The sequence below is a fragment of the Pedobacter heparinus DSM 2366 genome (assembly GCF_000023825.1).
Classification (GTDB): Bacteria; Bacteroidota; Bacteroidia; order Sphingobacteriales; family Sphingobacteriaceae; genus Pedobacter; species Pedobacter heparinus.
On record NC_013061.1, the window covers coordinates 4,387,902 to 4,406,532 of the forward strand.

At 40.6% G+C, this 18,631-nt stretch carries 17 protein-coding genes; 12 read left to right on the plus strand and 5 right to left on the minus strand.

Translation table 11 applies throughout. The features are described 5' to 3' along the window. Nucleotides 1-6: 6 nt before the first annotated feature. The gene (locus PHEP_RS18340; protein ID WP_015809476.1) at nt 7-1,581 is read right to left on the minus strand and encodes a mechanosensitive ion channel family protein; all 1,575 of its coding nucleotides are present in this window, start codon (nt 1,579-1,581) and stop codon (nt 7-9) included. A gap of 24 nt (nt 1,582-1,605) precedes the next feature. Here PHEP_RS18340 and PHEP_RS18345 point away from each other — a divergent pair, with 24 nt between their 5' ends. From PHEP_RS18345 to PHEP_RS18365, 5 genes are all read left to right on the plus strand, one after another. Next, entirely contained in the window at nt 1,606-2,328 is a 723-nt protein-coding gene (locus tag PHEP_RS18345; protein ID WP_015809477.1) for a pyridoxine 5'-phosphate synthase, read from the plus strand. 4 nt (nt 2,329-2,332) lie between these two features. Beyond that, the gene (locus PHEP_RS18350; protein ID WP_015809478.1) at nt 2,333-2,896 is read left to right on the plus strand and encodes a hypothetical protein; all 564 of its coding nucleotides are present in this window, start codon (nt 2,333-2,335) and stop codon (nt 2,894-2,896) included. A 91-nt stretch (nt 2,897-2,987) separates the two neighbouring features. Next, a complete protein-coding gene (gcvP, locus tag PHEP_RS18355) occupies nt 2,988-5,870 on the plus strand; it encodes an aminomethyl-transferring glycine dehydrogenase (RefSeq protein ID WP_015809479.1) in 2,883 nt (960 codons plus the stop codon). A gap of 40 nt (nt 5,871-5,910) precedes the next feature. Then, a complete protein-coding gene (locus PHEP_RS18360; RefSeq protein ID WP_015809480.1) occupies nt 5,911-6,504 on the plus strand; it encodes a YceI family protein in 594 nt (197 codons plus the stop codon). A gap of 146 nt (nt 6,505-6,650) precedes the next feature. After that, nucleotides 6,651-7,049, plus strand: a complete 399-nt coding sequence (locus PHEP_RS18365) for a response regulator (RefSeq protein ID WP_015809481.1) — start codon at nt 6,651-6,653, stop codon at nt 7,047-7,049. A 4-nt stretch (nt 7,050-7,053) separates the two neighbouring features. On the opposite strand, the gene PHEP_RS18370 is transcribed toward PHEP_RS18365, so the two are convergent. Continuing rightward, nucleotides 7,054-7,821, minus strand: coding sequence for an MBL fold metallo-hydrolase (locus PHEP_RS18370; RefSeq protein WP_015809482.1), 768 nt, complete (start codon nt 7,819-7,821; stop codon nt 7,054-7,056). Nucleotides 7,822-7,904: 83 nt separating this feature from the next. Here PHEP_RS18370 and recJ point away from each other — a divergent pair, with 83 nt between their 5' ends. The 4 genes from recJ (at nt 7,905) to PHEP_RS18390 (ending at nt 12,468) form a co-directional block, all read left to right on the plus strand. Then, a complete protein-coding gene (gene recJ, locus PHEP_RS18375; RefSeq protein WP_015809483.1) occupies nt 7,905-9,608 on the plus strand; it encodes a single-stranded-DNA-specific exonuclease RecJ in 1,704 nt (567 codons plus the stop codon). A gap of 41 nt (nt 9,609-9,649) precedes the next feature. Continuing rightward, complete coding sequence (lptB, locus tag PHEP_RS18380) at nt 9,650-10,384, plus strand: LPS export ABC transporter ATP-binding protein (RefSeq protein ID WP_015809484.1); 735 nt, start codon at nt 9,650-9,652, stop codon at nt 10,382-10,384. Nucleotides 10,385-10,405: 21 nt separating this feature from the next. Next, nucleotides 10,406-11,914 carry a GH3 auxin-responsive promoter family protein gene (locus PHEP_RS18385; protein ID WP_015809485.1) on the plus strand — a complete coding sequence of 503 codons (1,509 nt, stop codon included), beginning with the start codon at nt 10,406-10,408 and terminating at the stop codon, nt 11,912-11,914. Between the two features lie 125 nt (nt 11,915-12,039). Continuing rightward, nucleotides 12,040-12,468 carry a CBS domain-containing protein gene (locus PHEP_RS18390; RefSeq protein WP_015809486.1) on the plus strand — a complete coding sequence of 143 codons (429 nt, stop codon included), beginning with the start codon at nt 12,040-12,042 and terminating at the stop codon, nt 12,466-12,468. An 80-nt stretch (nt 12,469-12,548) separates the two neighbouring features. On the opposite strand, the gene PHEP_RS18395 is transcribed toward PHEP_RS18390, so the two are convergent. The 3 genes from PHEP_RS18395 to PHEP_RS18405 all read right to left on the minus strand — a co-directional run bounded on the left by PHEP_RS18395 (nt 12,549) and on the right by PHEP_RS18405 (nt 15,412). Next, nucleotides 12,549-14,594, minus strand: coding sequence for a M13 family metallopeptidase (locus tag PHEP_RS18395; protein WP_015809487.1), 2,046 nt, complete (start codon nt 14,592-14,594; stop codon nt 12,549-12,551). 84 nt (nt 14,595-14,678) lie between these two features. Then, nucleotides 14,679-15,140: a GyrI-like domain-containing protein gene (locus PHEP_RS18400; RefSeq protein ID WP_015809488.1), complete on the minus strand. Its 462-nt coding sequence runs from the start codon at nt 15,138-15,140 to the stop codon at nt 14,679-14,681. Nucleotides 15,141-15,229: 89 nt separating this feature from the next. Beyond that, nucleotides 15,230-15,412, minus strand: coding sequence for a hypothetical protein (locus PHEP_RS18405; RefSeq protein WP_015809489.1), 183 nt, complete (start codon nt 15,410-15,412; stop codon nt 15,230-15,232). A gap of 199 nt (nt 15,413-15,611) precedes the next feature. Between PHEP_RS18405 and PHEP_RS18410 the strand changes: the two genes are divergently transcribed. From PHEP_RS18410 to PHEP_RS18420, 3 genes are all read left to right on the plus strand, one after another. Next, complete coding sequence (locus PHEP_RS18410) at nt 15,612-16,739, plus strand: metallophosphoesterase family protein (protein WP_036675228.1); 1,128 nt, start codon at nt 15,612-15,614, stop codon at nt 16,737-16,739. 72 nt (nt 16,740-16,811) lie between these two features. Then, the gene (locus tag PHEP_RS18415) at nt 16,812-17,420 is read left to right on the plus strand and encodes an RNA polymerase sigma factor (protein WP_015809491.1); all 609 of its coding nucleotides are present in this window, start codon (nt 16,812-16,814) and stop codon (nt 17,418-17,420) included. A gap of 70 nt (nt 17,421-17,490) precedes the next feature. Then, nucleotides 17,491-18,480 carry a FecR family protein gene (locus PHEP_RS18420; protein WP_015809492.1) on the plus strand — a complete coding sequence of 330 codons (990 nt, stop codon included), beginning with the start codon at nt 17,491-17,493 and terminating at the stop codon, nt 18,478-18,480. Nucleotides 18,481-18,631: the final 151 nt, after the last annotated feature.

Sequence of the window (18,631 nt, forward strand, 5' to 3'; positions counted from 1 at the left end):
AGTTGATTAAGACACCTTAATGGGGGAAACAGTACTTGCGTTCCCATCCCTAATGGCCTGGTAATGCGGCGACATGATTTCTACACCTGCAGCATCAAAAGCGATATGAATTTGCTTATGGAGCTCCGAATAGATACGGGGCATTTTCTGTGGATTATTGATATAAACATTCAGTTCATAGGATACATACCAGTCTTCAAGGCTGGTTTGTAATACAAACGGCGCTTTTTCCTTGATTACCCCTTCAGAAGCCAAAGCCGCAGCAATTAAGAGTTCATGAATTTGTGCCCAGGGAAGATCGTAGCCAAGGGTAACAGATGTGTGGATAATCAAATCATTCTGACTGGCCATACTGCTGTAATTTACTGTGTTCCCATTTAATATAGCACTATTGGGAATGGTAATGACCTCATTTTTAAAAGTTAAGATACGCGTGACCAACAGTGATTTTTCCAGTACAGTACCCGTTGTATCACCAATCTTCACAATATCACCTAATTTAAAAGGCCGCATATAGGTAATGACCATACCGGCCACACCATTGCTGATGGCAGACGAAGAACCAAAAGAGATGAGCAATCCTAAAAATACAGAAACACCTTTAAATATACCCGAATCTGAGCCCGGGATAAATGGCCATATCACCACCAGCATAAACGCATTTAATACAAGCCTGACAATGTTAAAGGTTGGCTTTGCCCAATCGGCATAAAAACCATTGATCTTAAGTTTCTCCGCTTCAATCTCATTTGCCAGAAATTTAATTGCTTTTTTAATGTAGTGAAATACAAACACAATAACGGCTATTGTGATCAGGTCGGGGATAAAGGCAATAATTCCGCTGAATATATTTTTCAGGGGGTTAAGCACAAAACCAATCAGACTATCACTCCAGGGTTTTGTCCAAGGAAAAAGGCGAAATACGATAGGCAGCGTAAGGTAAACAAGAATAAATATCACAAGTATCTTAACCAGGTTAAGTACCTTTCGGATCAGCAGCAGCTCGTCCTTACCGCTAATCAATTCATAATTTTTAATTTTAAGGCCTGCAATCCTTTGATGCAGCTTTACCCGGAGCCAGGCATTGAAACGGTTTGAATATTTATTCAGGAAAAATATACATATGCCCAGAATAGAGATGATCAGGATACCTAATGCCCCACGCTTTAACAATTCTGTCAGATCTGTATCCTTCTTATACTTATGGATATTATTGAGTATAATTTCCTGGTAAGCCTTAACCATTACCTGTCTATCCATTTTTACGGAATCTGCATCAGCTTTCGATAAACTCAGGAGCACATTACCTTTATAGCTAATCGACACAAGGGTTGAATCATCTTCTGTGACTAAAGAATCAGCTACAAAAAGCAGGTCTTCTGCCAGGGCTTCCACTTTTGCAGAGGTTCTCTCGGCCCTCTCCTGGGCGGATAAAGAGCCAAGCTTATTTTTTATATGGAATAAGGTATCTGCATGTGCAATGACAGGATAACCTTTAAAAGCATTGATATCCTGCCGGGCATAGGTCAGGCTACAAATACTCAGAAGGGCTATAAAAACAAATAGAGATCGTATCGACATAGGTTATTTATTTTATATTTGTGCATGGCACATCTATCTGTAAATATCAATAAAATAGCTACGCTTCGCAATAGCCGCGGCGGCAATAATCCGGATCTGGTAAAAGTAGCATTAGACTGTGAACGCTTTGGTGCTGAGGGCATAACAGTGCATCCCCGTCCGGATGAAAGACATATCCGTTACCAGGACGTTTTTGATTTAAAGGCTGTAATTGCTACAGAATTTAATATTGAGGGCAATTGCAGGGAGCAGAAGTTTATAGAGCTGGTACTGGCCAATAAGCCTGCACAGGTTACTTTAGTACCTGACGCAGAAGGACAGCTTACCTCCAATCATGGCTGGGATACCATCAAACATGCCGCTTACCTGAAAGAGATGGTCGGGCTGTTTAAAGCGGAAGGCATCAGGGTATCTATTTTTGTTGACCCTGTGGTTGAAATGGTTGAAGCCGCGGTTTTAACCGGTACAGACCGGATTGAGCTGTACACAGAAGCTTATGCACATAACTATTACGACAACAGGGAAAAAGCCGTTTTACCTTATGTTGCTGCAGCACACAAGGCCCATGAACTTGGTCTGGGTATTAATGCCGGGCATGATCTTGACCTGCACAACCTGAAATACTTTGCAGAAAGTATTCCTGGTTTGCTGGAAGTAAGCATAGGCCATGCCCTGATTAGTGATGCACTTTACTTAGGCCTTGAAAACACCATACAAATGTATTTAAAGCAGTTAAAACACAACTAAACCTATGAAGAGAATCGCCTCCTTATGCCTGCTGTTTATTGTTTTTATGACAGCCTGCAGCAACAATGCAGTATTAGATCAAAGTGCAGCAACAGCTATTGTTACAGCTTACCTGAAACTGAATCCGGTTTATGAAACCGGCCGACTGGAGCTGGGCGAGATAAAATTTAAAAGTAAAAATGACAAAGCAGAGCTGGCCAGATACAGAGAACTGCAGGACAAGGGCTTTGTAGAGATGGAACTACAGGATCAAAAAAAGAAATTCCTGTCAAAAGACAGCTCTTATGTATACCTGATCAGTTTAACCGATAAGTCGAAACCTTTTGTGCTGAAACAGGAACAGAACAGGGCAACAATTAAGGTAATTGAATATGCACCCGATGAAGACAGAGCGGTTAGCCTGGATAAAAGCAGCAACAAAACAGCAAAGGTAACGGTAATGCTCAAAAAGGTAAAAAATGCTTTTACTGTTTTTTACAAGGATAAAAATACGGGCAGCAATTTCATTACCAAAACCTATAAACTGAAGTATAAAAAAGAATCGGGCTGGGCGGTTACCGGAGAATAAACAGTACTTTATTAAAAGTTTATGCAGCCTTTTTAACTGAAGCTAAGGGTATTTTTTATTACCTTTGCGCAACTTTTTTATTCATAGAATCATGAGCTTAGATATTCATTACAAAGAGGACTTTAAAAACCGTCACATTGCACCCAACACACAGGATACCAATGCAATGTTACACACGATTGGGCTAGGCTCTGTTGAGGAACTGATTGAACAAACTGTTCCTCAAAAAATCAGGTTAAAACAACCTTTGGATTTGCCAAAAGCTAAATCTGAAACAGATTATCTTGCAGCTTTAAAACAAACAGCTTCTTTAAATAAAGTTTTCAAATCTTATATAGGCCAGGGCTATTATGACACCATTACTCCGGGGGTAATATTGCGGAATGTAATGGAAAATCCGGGCTGGTATACCCAATATACGCCCTATCAGGCCGAGATTGCCCAGGGCCGTTTACAGGCCTTGTTAAATTTCCAGACTATGGTGATTGACCTTACCGGAATGGAGATTGCAAATGCATCTTTGCTTGATGAAGGTACTGCTGCTGCAGAAGCCATGTTTATGCAGTACAGCTTGAAAAAAAACCAGCAGGCAACAAAGTTCTTTGTATCTGAACTGTTGTTCCCGCAAACCATAGATATTTTAAAAACAAGGGCCAATCCTTATGGTATTGAACTGGTAATTGGTGACCACCAGTCTTTTGAGCTTAATGAAGATTTTTTTGGCGCCATTATCCAGTATCCTGCCGGTAACGGTGAGGTATTTGATTATACCGGTTTTGCACAAAAAGCACATGATAAAAATGTTAAAGTAACAGTTGTGGCCGACCTGCTGAGCCTTACCCTATTGACACCTCCGGGAGAATGGGGCGCTGATGTAGTGGTAGGCACTACCCAACGCTTTGGCGTACCAATGGGCTTTGGTGGCCCTCATGCAGCTTATTTTGCAACAAAAGATGAATATAAACGCGCTATACCAGGCCGTATCATTGGTGTAACCATAGACAGCAATAACAATTATGCTTTACGTATGGCTTTACAAACCAGGGAACAACACATCCGCAGGGACAAAGCTACTTCCAACATTTGTACCGCCCAGGCACTTTTAGCTATTATGGCTGGCTTTTATGCGGTTTATCACGGACCAAAAGGCTTAAAACTAATTGCCGAACGTACCCATGGCCTTGCAGTTACCTTAGCTAAATCTTTAGAAAAAATAGGCTATAAACAACTGAACAAAGCTTATTTTGATACTATACAGTTGGATTTAGGTAATCTGGCAGACTCTATCCACAGGGAATGCATCGATAATGAAATCAACCTGCACTATAAAGCTAGTATAGTTACCATTGCTTTGGATGAGACCACTTCTTTTGAGGACATTAAACTGCTGACCAGGATCTTTTCAAAAGTAAAGGCCATTGCCGCTGATGCGGTTGAACTGGCTGATGACAAAAACCTGGTTACCGTTATTCCTGCAGCACTGCAGCGTAAATCCACGTATTTAACACATCCGATCTTTAACGCACACCACTCTGAACATGAGATGCTGCGTTATATCAAATCGCTGGAAACCAAAGATCTTTCTCTTTGTCATTCTATGATTGCCTTAGGTTCATGTACCATGAAATTAAATGCAACAACGGAAATGATCCCGGTAACCTGGCCGGAATTCGGCAAGATCCATCCATTTGCACCCGCCGATCAGGTTTTAGGTTATTATACCATATTTAATGAACTGGACAAATGGTTAAGTGAAATTACAGGGTTTGCAGCCATGAGTTTACAGCCAAATGCAGGCGCTCAGGGCGAATATGCGGGCTTAATGGTGATCAGGGCTTACCATAATGACCGCGGCGATGCGCACCGTAACATTGCCCTAATCCCTTCGTCTGCACACGGTACCAATCCGGCTTCTGCTGCAATGGCAGGAATGAAAATTATAATTGTTAAATCACTGGAAAACGGGAATATTGATGTAGATGATCTAAAAGCAAAAGCTGAAGAACATGCGGCCAATCTATCCTGCCTGATGGTGACCTACCCTTCTACACATGGTGTATTTGAGGAAAGCATTGTTGACATCTGTAACATTATCCATGCAAATGGCGGTCAGGTTTATATGGATGGGGCCAATATGAATGCTCAGGTCGGACTAACCAGCCCGGGCAATATCGGCGCTGACGTTTGTCATTTAAACTTACATAAAACCTTCTGCATCCCTCATGGCGGTGGTGGGCCCGGTATGGGCCCGATTGGTGTAGCCAAACATCTTGTTCCTTACCTTCCTGGTCATGCTGTGGTAGACATCAATAATGAAAAATCTATTCATGCCGTGTCTTCTGCTCCCTGGGGCTCTGCCTCGATCCTTGTTATTTCTCATGCCTATATTGCCATGATGGGTACTGATGGACTGACAAATGCCACCAGGTATGCCATTTTAAACGCCAATTACATGAAAGCACGTTTGGAACAGCATTATCCTGTTTTATACTCAGGTGCAAACGGACGCTGTGCACACGAGATGATTTTGGACTGCAGAGGCTTTAAGAGTTACGGAATTGAAGTAGTTGACATTGCCAAACGTTTGATGGACTATGGCTTCCATGCACCCACAGTTTCTTTCCCGGTTGCAGGCACTCTGATGATTGAGCCAACAGAAAGTGAGCCTAAACATGAGCTTGACCGTTTCTGTGATGCATTGATCGCTATCAGAAAAGAAGTTGCCGCAGTTGAACACGGTGAACTGGACAAAACAGATAATCCATTAAAAAATGCACCCCATACTGCCGCCATAGTAACAGGCGACGAATGGGACCATGCTTACAGCAGACAAACAGCTGCATTTCCTTTGCCTTATGTTGCTGCATATAAGTTCTGGCCATCCGTAGGCAGGGTGAATGATTCTTATGGCGACAGGTCGCTGGTTTGTGCATGTCCGCCTATTGAAAGTTACATGGAAGAGCCGGTAGCATAAATACATCAAAAAACATATATTGCATCAAAAACATAAAAAGATGAAATTAAAACTCAGCGCATTGGCATTACTGCTTATAGTAATCACTTCCTCGGCTTTTATAGCGCCCTTAGTAAAACCTGTCATCTATAAAGTTGACCTGGAAAAATCGACACTAACCTGGGCTGCCAAAAAGGTAACCGGTGGCCATAATGGAACTGTCAACCTGCAGTCGGGTAGTTTACAGTTTGAAGGGAAAAAGCTTAACGGTGGAAATTTTGTAATCAATATGGCTACTATAAAGGATGCCGATAAAAGCGCAAAACTTGAAGGCCACTTAAAAGCTGATGATTTTTTTGGGGTCGATAAGTTCGCTACTTCTACTTTTGTGATCAAAAAAGTCACTTCCGGAACTGGAAACCAGGTAAATATAACAGGAGATCTAACTATAAAGGGAATTACAAACCCTATTACCTTCCCTGCAGCAGTAGTGTGGAATGCAGATGGCTCTGTAACCGCAACGGCAGATAAGATTGTTGTTGACAGAACTAAATTCGGTATTAAATTCAGATCTAAAGGTATGTTTCCAGATATAGGCGATAAAATGATTTATGATGACTTTGAACTTTCTATCAAACTGATTGCAAAAAAATAAAACTTATATTAAAAACATAAAAAAAGCCATTCTTGGAATGGCTTTTTTTATTAATAAAATAAATGTTTATCCTTTAAAATATTTACAGACATATTTCATAACTTTATATCAGCAGCAAATATGCTGGCATAAGCCAGGTAACCCTTATGATGGACAATAGAATTAACCTTCTCGTTATTGATGATGATGACATCAACATCTTCATTATCAAAAAGATTGTTGAAAAAACGGGATACAACGTTAATATGGTATCCAAGGCAAATGGTTTATTGGCCATTGATCATTTAAAGGCCACAATGGGTCAGGAAACCTTCCCTCATCTGATCCTTATTGACATTAATATGCCGGTTTTAAATGGCTGGGAGTTTCTGGAAACCTATGAAGAGCTGAACATCACGCAAAGGGTAGACATGTATATGCTGTCTTCTTCGGTTTATGAAAACGACATAGAAAAGGCAAAAACTTATGCAAAAGTGAAGGGTTTTATCTCCAAACCTCTATCTATAGAGAGATTAATAGAGCTTTTTAAATTGCTGGAGCAATAAAAAACTAAGTGATCTTAAACTGTCCTTCAGCTGTTAAACTTACATGGCCAGATGCTTTTGTTTTGGCATGATAGAACAGGCAGTTCCAGTTTTCGGCCGCAGCCTTCTTACCAAACTCTTCTCTTAATTCCATTGCCTTTCTGCCATCAAAATCATATTTGGCGATAAACTTTCTTAAAAGTTCTTCGGGCTCAGGTAAAACGTCACCACCAAAAAACACTTTATCGACCCCGTCATCCAATAAAAAAACCTGGTGAAATGGGGTATGGGCACCTGTCAGTTCATAACTGATCTCGGGTGTCAACTGCCCCGAGCCTTCAATAAAAATGAGTTGTGCATTGCGTTGCAGGAATTCAAATATTTCCGTTTTATAAGAAGAAGATGGATTTGTAAATGCACTTTCCCATTCTCCCCTTTGTATCACATAACTGGCATTGGGAAAGCTAAGTCCCATTTTTTCTGCCCGATGATGGACCATACCACCTGAATGATCAAAATGCAGGTGCGACATGAGCACCATATTTATAGCTTCCGGATCAAAACCTGCCTTTCTTATATTTTCATGCAGGATGAGCTGTCCTTCCTCATTGCTATACCCCAATCCGGTATCAAATAAAATCAGTGAATCTTTTAACTGCACAAGAAAGGGCTGAATATGGATAAATAAAGAAGCTGGTCTGCTTTTTGGATCATCTGTTTCCGGGTTAAAAGGAATAAACTTTTTATCGGCAGCTACAGAATAAGACCCTTCGTATAAAGTGAAAACTTGCAATGGCGTAGTTATTTAATAAATGATATATTTACGAATCATTGCAAAGATATGGAACCTGCATGAAGTAATAGAATTATAATTAGATGAAGAAAAGATGGGTGCAGGCTTTACAGGGCAATAAAGAGACAACAGCGCTGCTTGCACAACAATTAAACATAGACAGCAGTTTGGCCCAGATACTGGTACAAAGGGGTATTTCCTCTTTCGAAGAGGCAAGGCAATATTTCAGACCGGACATGGGCAGGTTACACGATCCTTTTTTAATGAAGGACATGGACAAAGCTATTGAACGTATTGATAAGGCCATTAACAGTCGCGAAAAGATATTGGTTTATGGCGATTATGATGTAGACGGGACCACATCTGTAGCCCTTGCCTTTAGTTTCTTTAGCCAGTTTACAGATCAGATAGGCTATTATATTCCGGACAGACATAAAGAAGGTTATGGCATTTCTACAGCAGGGATTGATTATGCAAATGCAAATGGCATCAGCTTAATTATTGCGCTTGACTGTGGGATAAAATCAACAGATAAAATAGCTTATGCCAATAGTCTGAATATCGATTTTATCATCTGTGACCATCATTTACCTGGTGAGGTATTACCGGCTGCAGTGGCCATACTTGATCCAAAACGGAAGGATTGCCCCTACCCTTTTAAAGAGCTGGCTGGTTGTGGTATTGGATTTAAACTGGCACAGGCTTACTGCCTGCAGCATCGCCTACCTCAGGAGCAGTATGAGCGTTACCTGGACCTGGTGATGGTAAGTATTGCGGCCGACATTGTCCCGATAGAAGATGAAAACCGGATACTGGCTTATCACGGCCTGATTAAGCTGAACAGCAATCCCTGTATAGGGCTCAAGGCATTGATGGACATATCAGGAAAAAACAAAGATTACACCCTTACCGACGTGGTATTTACACTTGCCCCACGTATTAATGCTGCCGGAAGGATGGATCATGCCAACCAGGCAGTAAAAATGTTGCTCTGTACGGAGGATAATCTGGCACAGGAACAGAGTTTACTGATCAACCTTCAAAATACAGAACGCAAAACTTCGGACCAGAACATGACTGCCGAAGCCCTGGCATTGATAGCTGAATGTGAAATCCTCATCAATAAAAAAACAACCGTTGTTTACCATGAAAACTGGAATAAAGGGGTAATTGGTATTGTAGCCTCGAGGCTGACAGAAAAATATTATCGTCCTACAGTCGTACTTACCAAATCGAATGGTCTGTTAACCGGATCTGCACGTTCTGTAGCAGGGTTTGACCTCTATGAGGCACTACTGGGCTGCGAAGATCTACTGGTACAATTTGGCGGACATAAATTTGCAGCCGGATTAACCATAAAAGCTGAAGATATCGGTTTTTTCACAGAACGTTTCGAAAACATAGTTGCTGCAACCATTACGGAAGACCTGCTTTGTCCCGAAATCAGTATAGACAACGAGATCCGGTTAAGGCAGATAGATGGAAAATTTCAGCGCATTATTGCTCAAATGGCCCCTTTTGGCCCACACAATATGGCCCCTGTATTTGTGAGCCATGAAGTATTTCTAGCCAGCAAACCTTATGTTGTAGGCACAAAACATTTAAAATTAGCTATAAAACAACAAAATTCATCTATTTTTGAATGCATAGCTTTTGGAATGGCTGAAGAATATGAACAACTGTTACAACCAAACCAGCCTTTTTCTGTTTGTTATACAATTGAAGAAAATATATGGAAAGCGCAAAAGCGTTTACAGTTAAATATTAAAGAGATTAAACTGAATTGAGTAAATCTATAATGATAAGAAATCGCAAATCGTAATTATAAATGATATTAAGAGCTGAACATCTCATCAAAAAATATAAGCAGCGAACAGTTGTTAACGATGTGTCATTTAGTGTAAGTCAGGGTGAAATTGTGGGTTTGCTGGGACCTAATGGTGCAGGTAAGACAACATCTTTTTATATGATTGTCGGCCTGATCAAACCCAATGAGGGTACCATTTTTTTGGATGAACAGGATATCACCAAAGACCCTATGTACCGCAGGGCCCAGAAAGGCATAGGATACCTTGCTCAGGAAGCATCGGTATTCAGAAAGCTTTCGGTTGAGGACAACATCATGGCCATTTTAGAAATGACAAAAATGAACAGGGAGGAGCGCCATGAAAAACTGGAAGAACTGATTACAGAATTTAGCTTGCATAAAGTACGTAAAAACAGGGGTGATCTGCTGTCTGGTGGAGAACGGCGAAGGACGGAAATTGCGAGGGCCCTGGCTGCAAGCCCGAATTTCATTTTATTGGATGAACCTTTTGCAGGAGTAGACCCCATTGCTGTTGAAGAAATCCAGACCATTGTAGCTAAGCTTAAACAAAAAAATATTGGAATATTGATTACAGACCATAATGTTCAGGAGACCTTGTCTATTACCGACAGGGCATACCTGCTTTTTGAAGGTAAAATACTGGAATCGGGCACACCAGAAGTACTTGCGGCCAATGAGATGGTGAGAAGAGTTTATCTTGGTTCGAATTTCGTACTGCGCAAAAAACAATTATAGTCCTTATTCAAAAACCCACAGATGGCAATTGTAAATTCAATTTTTACCTGGTATATGAAAAAGCGCGTTCACCAGATCGAGCTTTTTATGAAATACCCGCACGATGTGCAGGAAGAATGGTTTCACAAACTGATATCCAGCGCAGAATATACAGAATGGGGAATGAAGTATGATTATCAGTCCATCCTTTCTCCACAGCAGTTTAAAGAAAGGGTACCCATTCAAAACTATGATACTTTAAAGCCTTACATAGAGCGCATGCTTAAAGGTGAACAAAATATCCTTTGGTCTTCAGAGATCAAATGGTTCGCCAAGTCATCCGGAACAACAAGCGACAGGAGTAAATTTATCCCTGTATCTGAAGAATCTTTACAGGAATGTCACTTTAAAGGGGGTAAAGACATGCTGTCTATCTTTTGTAACAACAGACCCGATAACCAGATCCTGACCGGGAAGGGCCTGGTACTTGGGGGAAGCCATCAGATCAACCAGCTGAATGAAGACTCCTTCTACGGAGATCTTTCGGCAGTACTGATCAAAAACCTGCCGGTATGGGCCGAATATTACCGTACCCCAAATATTTCTATCGCCCTGATGGATAATTACGAGGAGAAGATGGAAAAAATGGCTGAAGCAACGATTAAGGAGAATGTAACCAATATTGCTGGTGTGCCTACCTGGACCATTGTACTGGCAAAAAAAGTTTTAGAAATAACAGGAAAAAGGCATTTGCTTGAAGTATGGCCCAACCTGGAGCTGTACATTCATGGCGCAGTTAATTTTAAGCCTTACAGAGAACAGTTCCAGGAACTTATACCTTCAGATGAAATGTATTATTTGGAGACATACAATGCATCAGAAGGTTTTTTTGGCATACAGGACGAGGTAAACTCGGATGAAATGCTGTTGATGCTGGATTACGGAATTTATTATGAATTTCTTCCTCTTGAGCATATAGAGACTGAGCATCCACGGACCTTATCGCTGGAAGAAGTTGAACTGAATAAGAATTATGCCATTATCATTTCTACCAATGGAGGTTTATGGCGTTATATGATTGGGGATACCGTCCAGTTTACCAGTCTTTTTCCTTACCGGATAAAAATTACCGGCCGTACCAAACATTTTATCAATGCTTTTGGCGAAGAAGTTATTATTGACAATGCCGAACAGGCCATTTGCAAAGCCTGCACTGAAACAGGGGCTGTTTTTAAAGATTATACGGCCTGTCCTATCTACTTTAAAGGCGAAGAAGTTGGCGGCCATGAATGGATCATTGAATTTGACCAGCAGCCCAATGATTTTGAAAGATTTATAGATGTTTTAGATCAGACACTGAGAGAAGTAAATTCTGATTATGATGCCAAACGTTTTAAAGACCTTGCGTTGCGTAGACCTAAAGTGCACAATGCACCTTCCAATACATTTTATAACTGGTTAAAATCTAAAGGGAAGCTGGGTGGGCAGCACAAAGTACCACGACTGGCCAATGACCGGAAATATGTTGATGAAATTTTATCTATACTTTAAATTATTGTTTTTGCAGAAAGATTATTAAAATTCATTTTTTTTTATTAAATTTCATCTGCGTTTCTATTTCGTTCAAAGGAAGAGAAGAGATGGATAGAATTCGTGTTTTTAAATATGAATCGCTTATGAAAACCGTACAGCAGTTACTCAGCACCAAATCAGCCCAAATTTTCTCTGTAACAGAAAACTCATCAGTTTTAGATGCCTTAAAAGTAATGATGGAAAAAAACATTAGTGCCTTGATGGTTCTTGACGGTAAGCGCCTAGTAGGAATTTTTACAGAGCGGGATTATGCAAGAAAAATTATCCTGCACGGAAAGTCTTCGGCTGAAACTGCTATAAAAGAAGTCATGACTGCCCAGCCCATCACAGTACTTCCATCCGATGGCATAGACTTTTGTATGGGTATTATGACAGATAAACACATCAGACACTTACCTGTAATGCAGGAGCAGCAGCTTTTGGGTATGGTATCCATAGGTGATGTGGTAAAGTTTATTATTGAAGACCAGAAGCAAACCATTTCCCAGCTGGAGAGCTATATCAGCAGTTAATATGAACAGCTCATACCTCGTATGCTAAAAAAGCCTGTTCATTTACCTTGAACAGGCTTTTTTAGCATAAAGCATATCTTTTACCAGATTTTAACTCTTTTTTCAGGAGCTAGATATAAAGAATCTGTAGGTTTTACATTAAATGCAGTATAAAACTCCGGGATATTCCTTACCACCCCATTTACCCTGAATTTGGCCGGAGCATGTGGGTCTGTCCCCACTTGTGTTCTTAAAGCCTCATTTGTAGATTTATTTAACCAGGCTTGGCCCCAGCCAATAAACACCCTTTGTTCACCTGTAAAACCATCCATAACAGGTGCAGGCTTACCATTTAAACTTGCTTTATAAGCCCTCAATGCAATGCTTAAGCCACCAAGGTCACCAATATTTTCGCCAAGCGTAAAATTTCCATTTACATTCAGGTCAGGAAGCACTTTAAACGCACTATACTGTGCTACCAGTGCATTGGTTCTCTTTTTAAACTCTTCATTGTCTTTCTTTGTCCACCAGTTCCGCATCACACCATCCCCATCAAATGTACTGCCTTGATCGTCAAAACCATGACCAATCTCGTGCCCGATCACAGCACCTATACCGCCATAATTTACCGCATCATCTGCTTTCATATCAAAGAAAGGAGGCTGTAAGATTGCTGCAGGAAACACAATTTCGTTCATAGGCGGATTGTAGTAAGCATTTACCGTTTGTGGGTTCATCCCCCATTCAGAACGGTCTACAGGTTTGCCAAGTTTGTTTATGGTCCGGTTATACTCAAATTCTGTTGCACGTACATTGTTACCATAAAGATCACCTTTAACCACCTTTAATGCACTATAATCTCTCCATTTATCCGGATAACCAATTTTAGGAGTGAACTTGTTAATTTTTATCAAAGCCTGTTTTTTGGTCTCAGGGCTCATCCAGTCCAATTCTTTAATACTGGCTTCATACGCTTTTAAAAGATTGACCACCAACTTTACCATCCGCTCTTTAGCCTCTGCAGGAAAATGTTTTTCCACATACAACTTACCTACCATTTCACCCAGGTTTGCATTTACCACATCAACAGCCCGGCGCCATTGCGGCTTCTGTTCTTTGATACCCCTTAATGTTGTACCATAAAAGTTAAAATTTTCCTGATCCAGGGCAGAATTCAACATACTTGCACTCTCTGTAATTACTCCCCATTTCAAATAGTTTTTCCAGGTATCTATAGGTGTATTTTTAAGGATAGCATTCAGGTCCTTGGTATAGGCTACCTGTGTAACCACCAAACTGTCTACTCCCCTGATCCCCCCCTCAAGCAGCAATTTATTCCAGTCAAAATCAACCAGCAGTTTATTCAGGTCCTTAACAGCATACTTATTATACAATGCCGCCATATTTCTGGTATCTTCTTTTTTCATCTGTTTGGAAGCCATCAGGGTCTCCAAAGCCATAACCTGTTTTGCGATAGCTTTTGCATCCTGTATTCCGGCAATGTTCAGCATATTTTCTATATGCTGAATGTATTTATTGCGTATCTCTTTCGACTTCGCATCAGTAAGCAAATAGTAATCACGATCTGGCAAACCCAAACCACCTTGCCAGCTGAACAGCATATATTTTTTCGGATCTTTAAAATCTTCCATTACCCCAAGGCTAAAAGGAATTTTAAAACCCAATTTATTGGCATAGGCAAAATAACCGGCAAGGTCTTTATTTGTGGTAAGCGCATCGATCTTTTTAAATTCGGCAGCAAGCGGTTCAAGCCCGATAGCATCACGAACTTTCATGTTCATATAAGACTCGTAAAAATCACCTATCTTTTGTTCTTCAGACCCATCCTTAGATTTAACCTTTGCTGCGGTCTCAATGATCGCCTTCACATCATCCTGGGCTTTATCATTAACAATGGCCATTGCCCCAAAAGAAGCTTTGTCTGAGGGGATTTTGGTGTTCTTCACCCATGTGCCATTTACGTATTCAGTAAAATTATTGCCCGGAGCTACAGTGGTATCCATGTTTTTAAGGACAATACCTGAATAAAGGTCGGTAGTTTTAGCCCCTGGACTGTTACATGCGGACATAAAAAGGATGGTTCCAGCAACCACAGCAATACCTGCAGGCTTATTCAATTTTATCATAGATTAATGAGTTAGTATATTCAAACTTAGTAAAAAGATATTTAACCACCTGCTATTTAAAGCCCGATGAATAACATTTTTACATTAAAGCTTAACGGAGAGGTAAATGTCCACAACAGCATCTTCAGGATTTTGTGCTTTTTCTCCGTACACCTCAAAGTCTGAAGTGTATGCCCTGGGAATATCACTATTCCAGATATCAACCCAGGCATCGAATACCACACCTTTTAATAAGTTACCTTTTACACTGCGTTGCTGATAGCTCCCCCCTTCAATCAGGAGACCGGATAATCCTTCCGGAATATGGTCCAGATTTTCTACCCGGTAGCCGATCAATGTAGTATAAGGCTGGGTATAATCGCCATCATAAGCTGTGTAGATGCTGTAGACATCATTACTTATTACTCCCGGAATTTGTGCAGCAATATTGGCCGACCAGAACCTGTCCCAAAGTTCAGGAATATCTTTTGCAGCACTTCCGTCGGCATTGCTTGTTCTAACTGTGATTCCTATTACAGGAAATGAATGGATGATTTGATTTTTCATTTTTATAATTTTGATCACGCAAAATTAAACAGGCGTATGACAACCCTATGTCAGTGCCGAAAATTTATTTTACAATTCCCGTAAAACAACTAGGGTTTTCCCACAGCAGTAATGGTATCTGTACCAACTGTATCAGTTTTTACCGTATCAGTTTTTGCAACCGCTGTTGAAGCGCTCGCTTCATCCTTAGCTGGGGCTCTCAACTGCATTTTAGTATTGTCGCAGGCACTGAGGGTCAACACCATAGCAACCATAAAGAGGAAACGTTTCATAAAGATTTTTAAAAATTCTAATTCAAAATTAGAGAATAAATTGTTCTAAATGTTACAAACCTAATTTGAATTGTATCCTTATTTTATTTAATTACATCAGGATTACTTTGGTAAAAACCCTGTTCCAGTTATTATTCTTTTCTTAACAGTGTCTTAACATGGATGCTTTAATTTTATAGTAATCACTAAGCAGATGGTTATGATCAGTACAAAAACCTTATACAATGCGGTCCTGAAAACAGAACAGATTTATGACACCCATAAATTTCAGTCATTACCACAGCCATCGGGCAGCTATCCTTACAGATTAAATCTGGATGTTCCTGCGGATAGCAAAAAGCTTATTTTTCAGATGGTTGGTGATACAGGCGGACTGAATACTGCAGGTGCCAGACAACAGGTTGTAAAACAAATGGCAGCCCAATATACAAATGCAGCCACAAAGCACGATGAACCATCTTTTTTGTACCACCTGGGAGATATTGTATACCATTATGGGGAAGCGGAACAATATGAAGGACAATTTCTCGGGCCCTTTGAATATTATCCCGGACCCATTTATGCCATTGCCGGAAACCATGACAGCGATATCAATCCGGAAAGTGAAACACACTACGATAGTCTGGAAGCTTTTTATACTACATTTTGTAATACCTGTCCTAAAACCATTTATTTTGGTCAACACATCCAAAGAAAAAGCCAGGTACAGCCAAATGTATATTGGACCATGCAAACACCTCTAGCTACCATCATTGGCCTGTACACCAATGTTCCAAAATATGGCTGCATAAAAAAAGACCAAAAAAACTGGTTTATCAAAGAACTGCAGCATGCAGCAAAATACAGTACAGATAAAGCAATCATATTGTGTTTGCACCATGCACCTTACTCGGCCGATCTCAATCACGGTTCCAGCTTAGTAATGATTGATTTTTTAGAAACAGCTTTTGCTACAGCTGGTGTAAAGCCAGATGTTGTTTTTAGTGGCTACGTACACAACTACCAGCGTTTCAGTAAGCAATACAGTGATGGAAAAACCGTACCTTTTATTGTTGCGGGAGCTGGGGGCTTTGAAGACCTCCATTCACTCGCAAATCCCAACGATCCGGCTTATGATACCAAAAGTTCAGCCCTTGATCAGGTACAGCTGGAGAATTACTGCGACAATAAGCAGGGGTTCTTAAAAATCGAGATCGAAAAAAACCCATTCAATTTTAGCATCAAAGGGTCATATTATACGATCCCGGATCTGGATAAGGATAGTCCCGAAGAACTACAACAGGCCAGTTTATTTGACAGTTTCAGGATCGACCTTACCGGCAGATAAGATATATTACGATATTGCCCCGGATTTTTTAGTGTTGAAAAATTTATTTAACATTGGGCGCAATAGATTTTAATGCATACAGATCAACCGGATACAAATGATGACCATGCGCTGCTGATCAAACTCAGGAACGGCGATCAGTTGGCCTTTGCAGAGATTTACAACCTGTACAGAAGCAAAATGTATACCTATGCCTGTAACCTATGCAAATCAACCGAGACTGCTGAAGAGATTGTTCAGGAAGTATTTGTCAGGATCTGGCAAAAAAAAGACCAGATCAATACGGAGTTGAATTTCGCTGCCTATATTAAAAAGATCACACTAAACCATGTGCTTAATCATCTCAAAAAAATTTCCCGCGACAAGCAGCTTCAGGAAGAAGTATTTCATTACATAGCTACCATCCGCAATACAACAGAAGACCATCTACTCGAAAAAGAACTGCTGAAAACTTATGACGAGGCCATTGCTCTTTTACCACCTCAAAAGAAACTGATCTACCAAATGAGCCGCAATGAGGAAATGACGCATGAGCAGATTGCAGAAAAGCTGAACATTTCGAAGAACACGGTAAAAAACCACATGGTTGAGGCTACAAAATTCATCCGAAGTTATGTAAGCAAGCACAGGGGGATCATCTGTTTTATTATTGCTTCTTCAAATTATTTTCGGCCCAACTAGTCCCTCCTCTCTTTTAAATTGTATTGTAATTAACAGAACGCAATAGCGCGCCTGGCTTTAATTATTCAACTTGAAAGAGAAAGAGCAATTTAAACACTTATACCAGCTTTATTTAAACAACCTCTGCAATGCGGAGGAACTTAAACAGTTTTTTGAGCTGCTGAACAGGAACAGGGACGATCAGGGAATTAGCGCCATGCTTTCGGATACCTGGGACCGTACAGATTTAACTCCCGAAACAGGCCTTGTTCCTACATTTATAGATCAGCCATTAAAAACAGTAAAACTAACCCCTATCAGGCGATCAGTATTTGGCCTGCGAAGATTTATGACAGCAGCAGCTGTATTGTTGGTTTTAACAGGGATATATTTTTACAGAGCTGATATAGCAAAGGTATTCAACCCTGTGGCCAAAGCCCAGCTGTTCAGTTCTGCTGGCGAACGCAAACAAATCCGGCTGGCCGATGGTACCAAAGTATGGCTGAGCCGGAACAGTAAACTGAGTTATCCGGATAAATTTGAAGGGCCTGACCGCCAGGTAAGTCTCGAAGGAGAGGCCTTTTTCGAAGTAACCCATGATAGCAGCCATCCTTTTATCATTAAGAGTGGGGCAGTAAGTACAACCGTACTGGGCACCAGCTTTAACGTTAGTGCATACAAACAACAACACACTATAAATGTTACCCTGGTTACTGGTAAGGTGACCGTGGCCCTTAATGGCCAGAACAATACCAAGCGTGATACCATTGTAGCCAATCAACAGTTGATTGTTGATAAAATTACATCCAGTATCACAAAGCTAAACTATCCGGATGCGGCTGCTTTCCTGAACAGGAGGTTAGGCCTGTATGAATACAGGGGAGCAGCACTTCAGGAAGTTCAGCAAGACCTCGAAAACCAATACAACATCAAAATTGAACTTGGTCCCGGCTTAGCTGCCGCCACTTTTTATGGTAACCTGAACATGACAGATGCACTTCATGAAACTTTAAATAAACTATGTACGGTAATGGAAACTAAATGGAAGAAAGATGGAGGACATTATGAGCTGATAAAATAAATGCCCGGCAATGGATTACACAACCAGGCAAATATCCCGTCAATTTGAATGCCCAAGCCTTGAGAACTAAAGGGCAAAACAATTAATAGTTACTATAAAGTTATGAAACCTTACCGGATTTATCGTCTGTAAACGGAAATAATTTGCTACA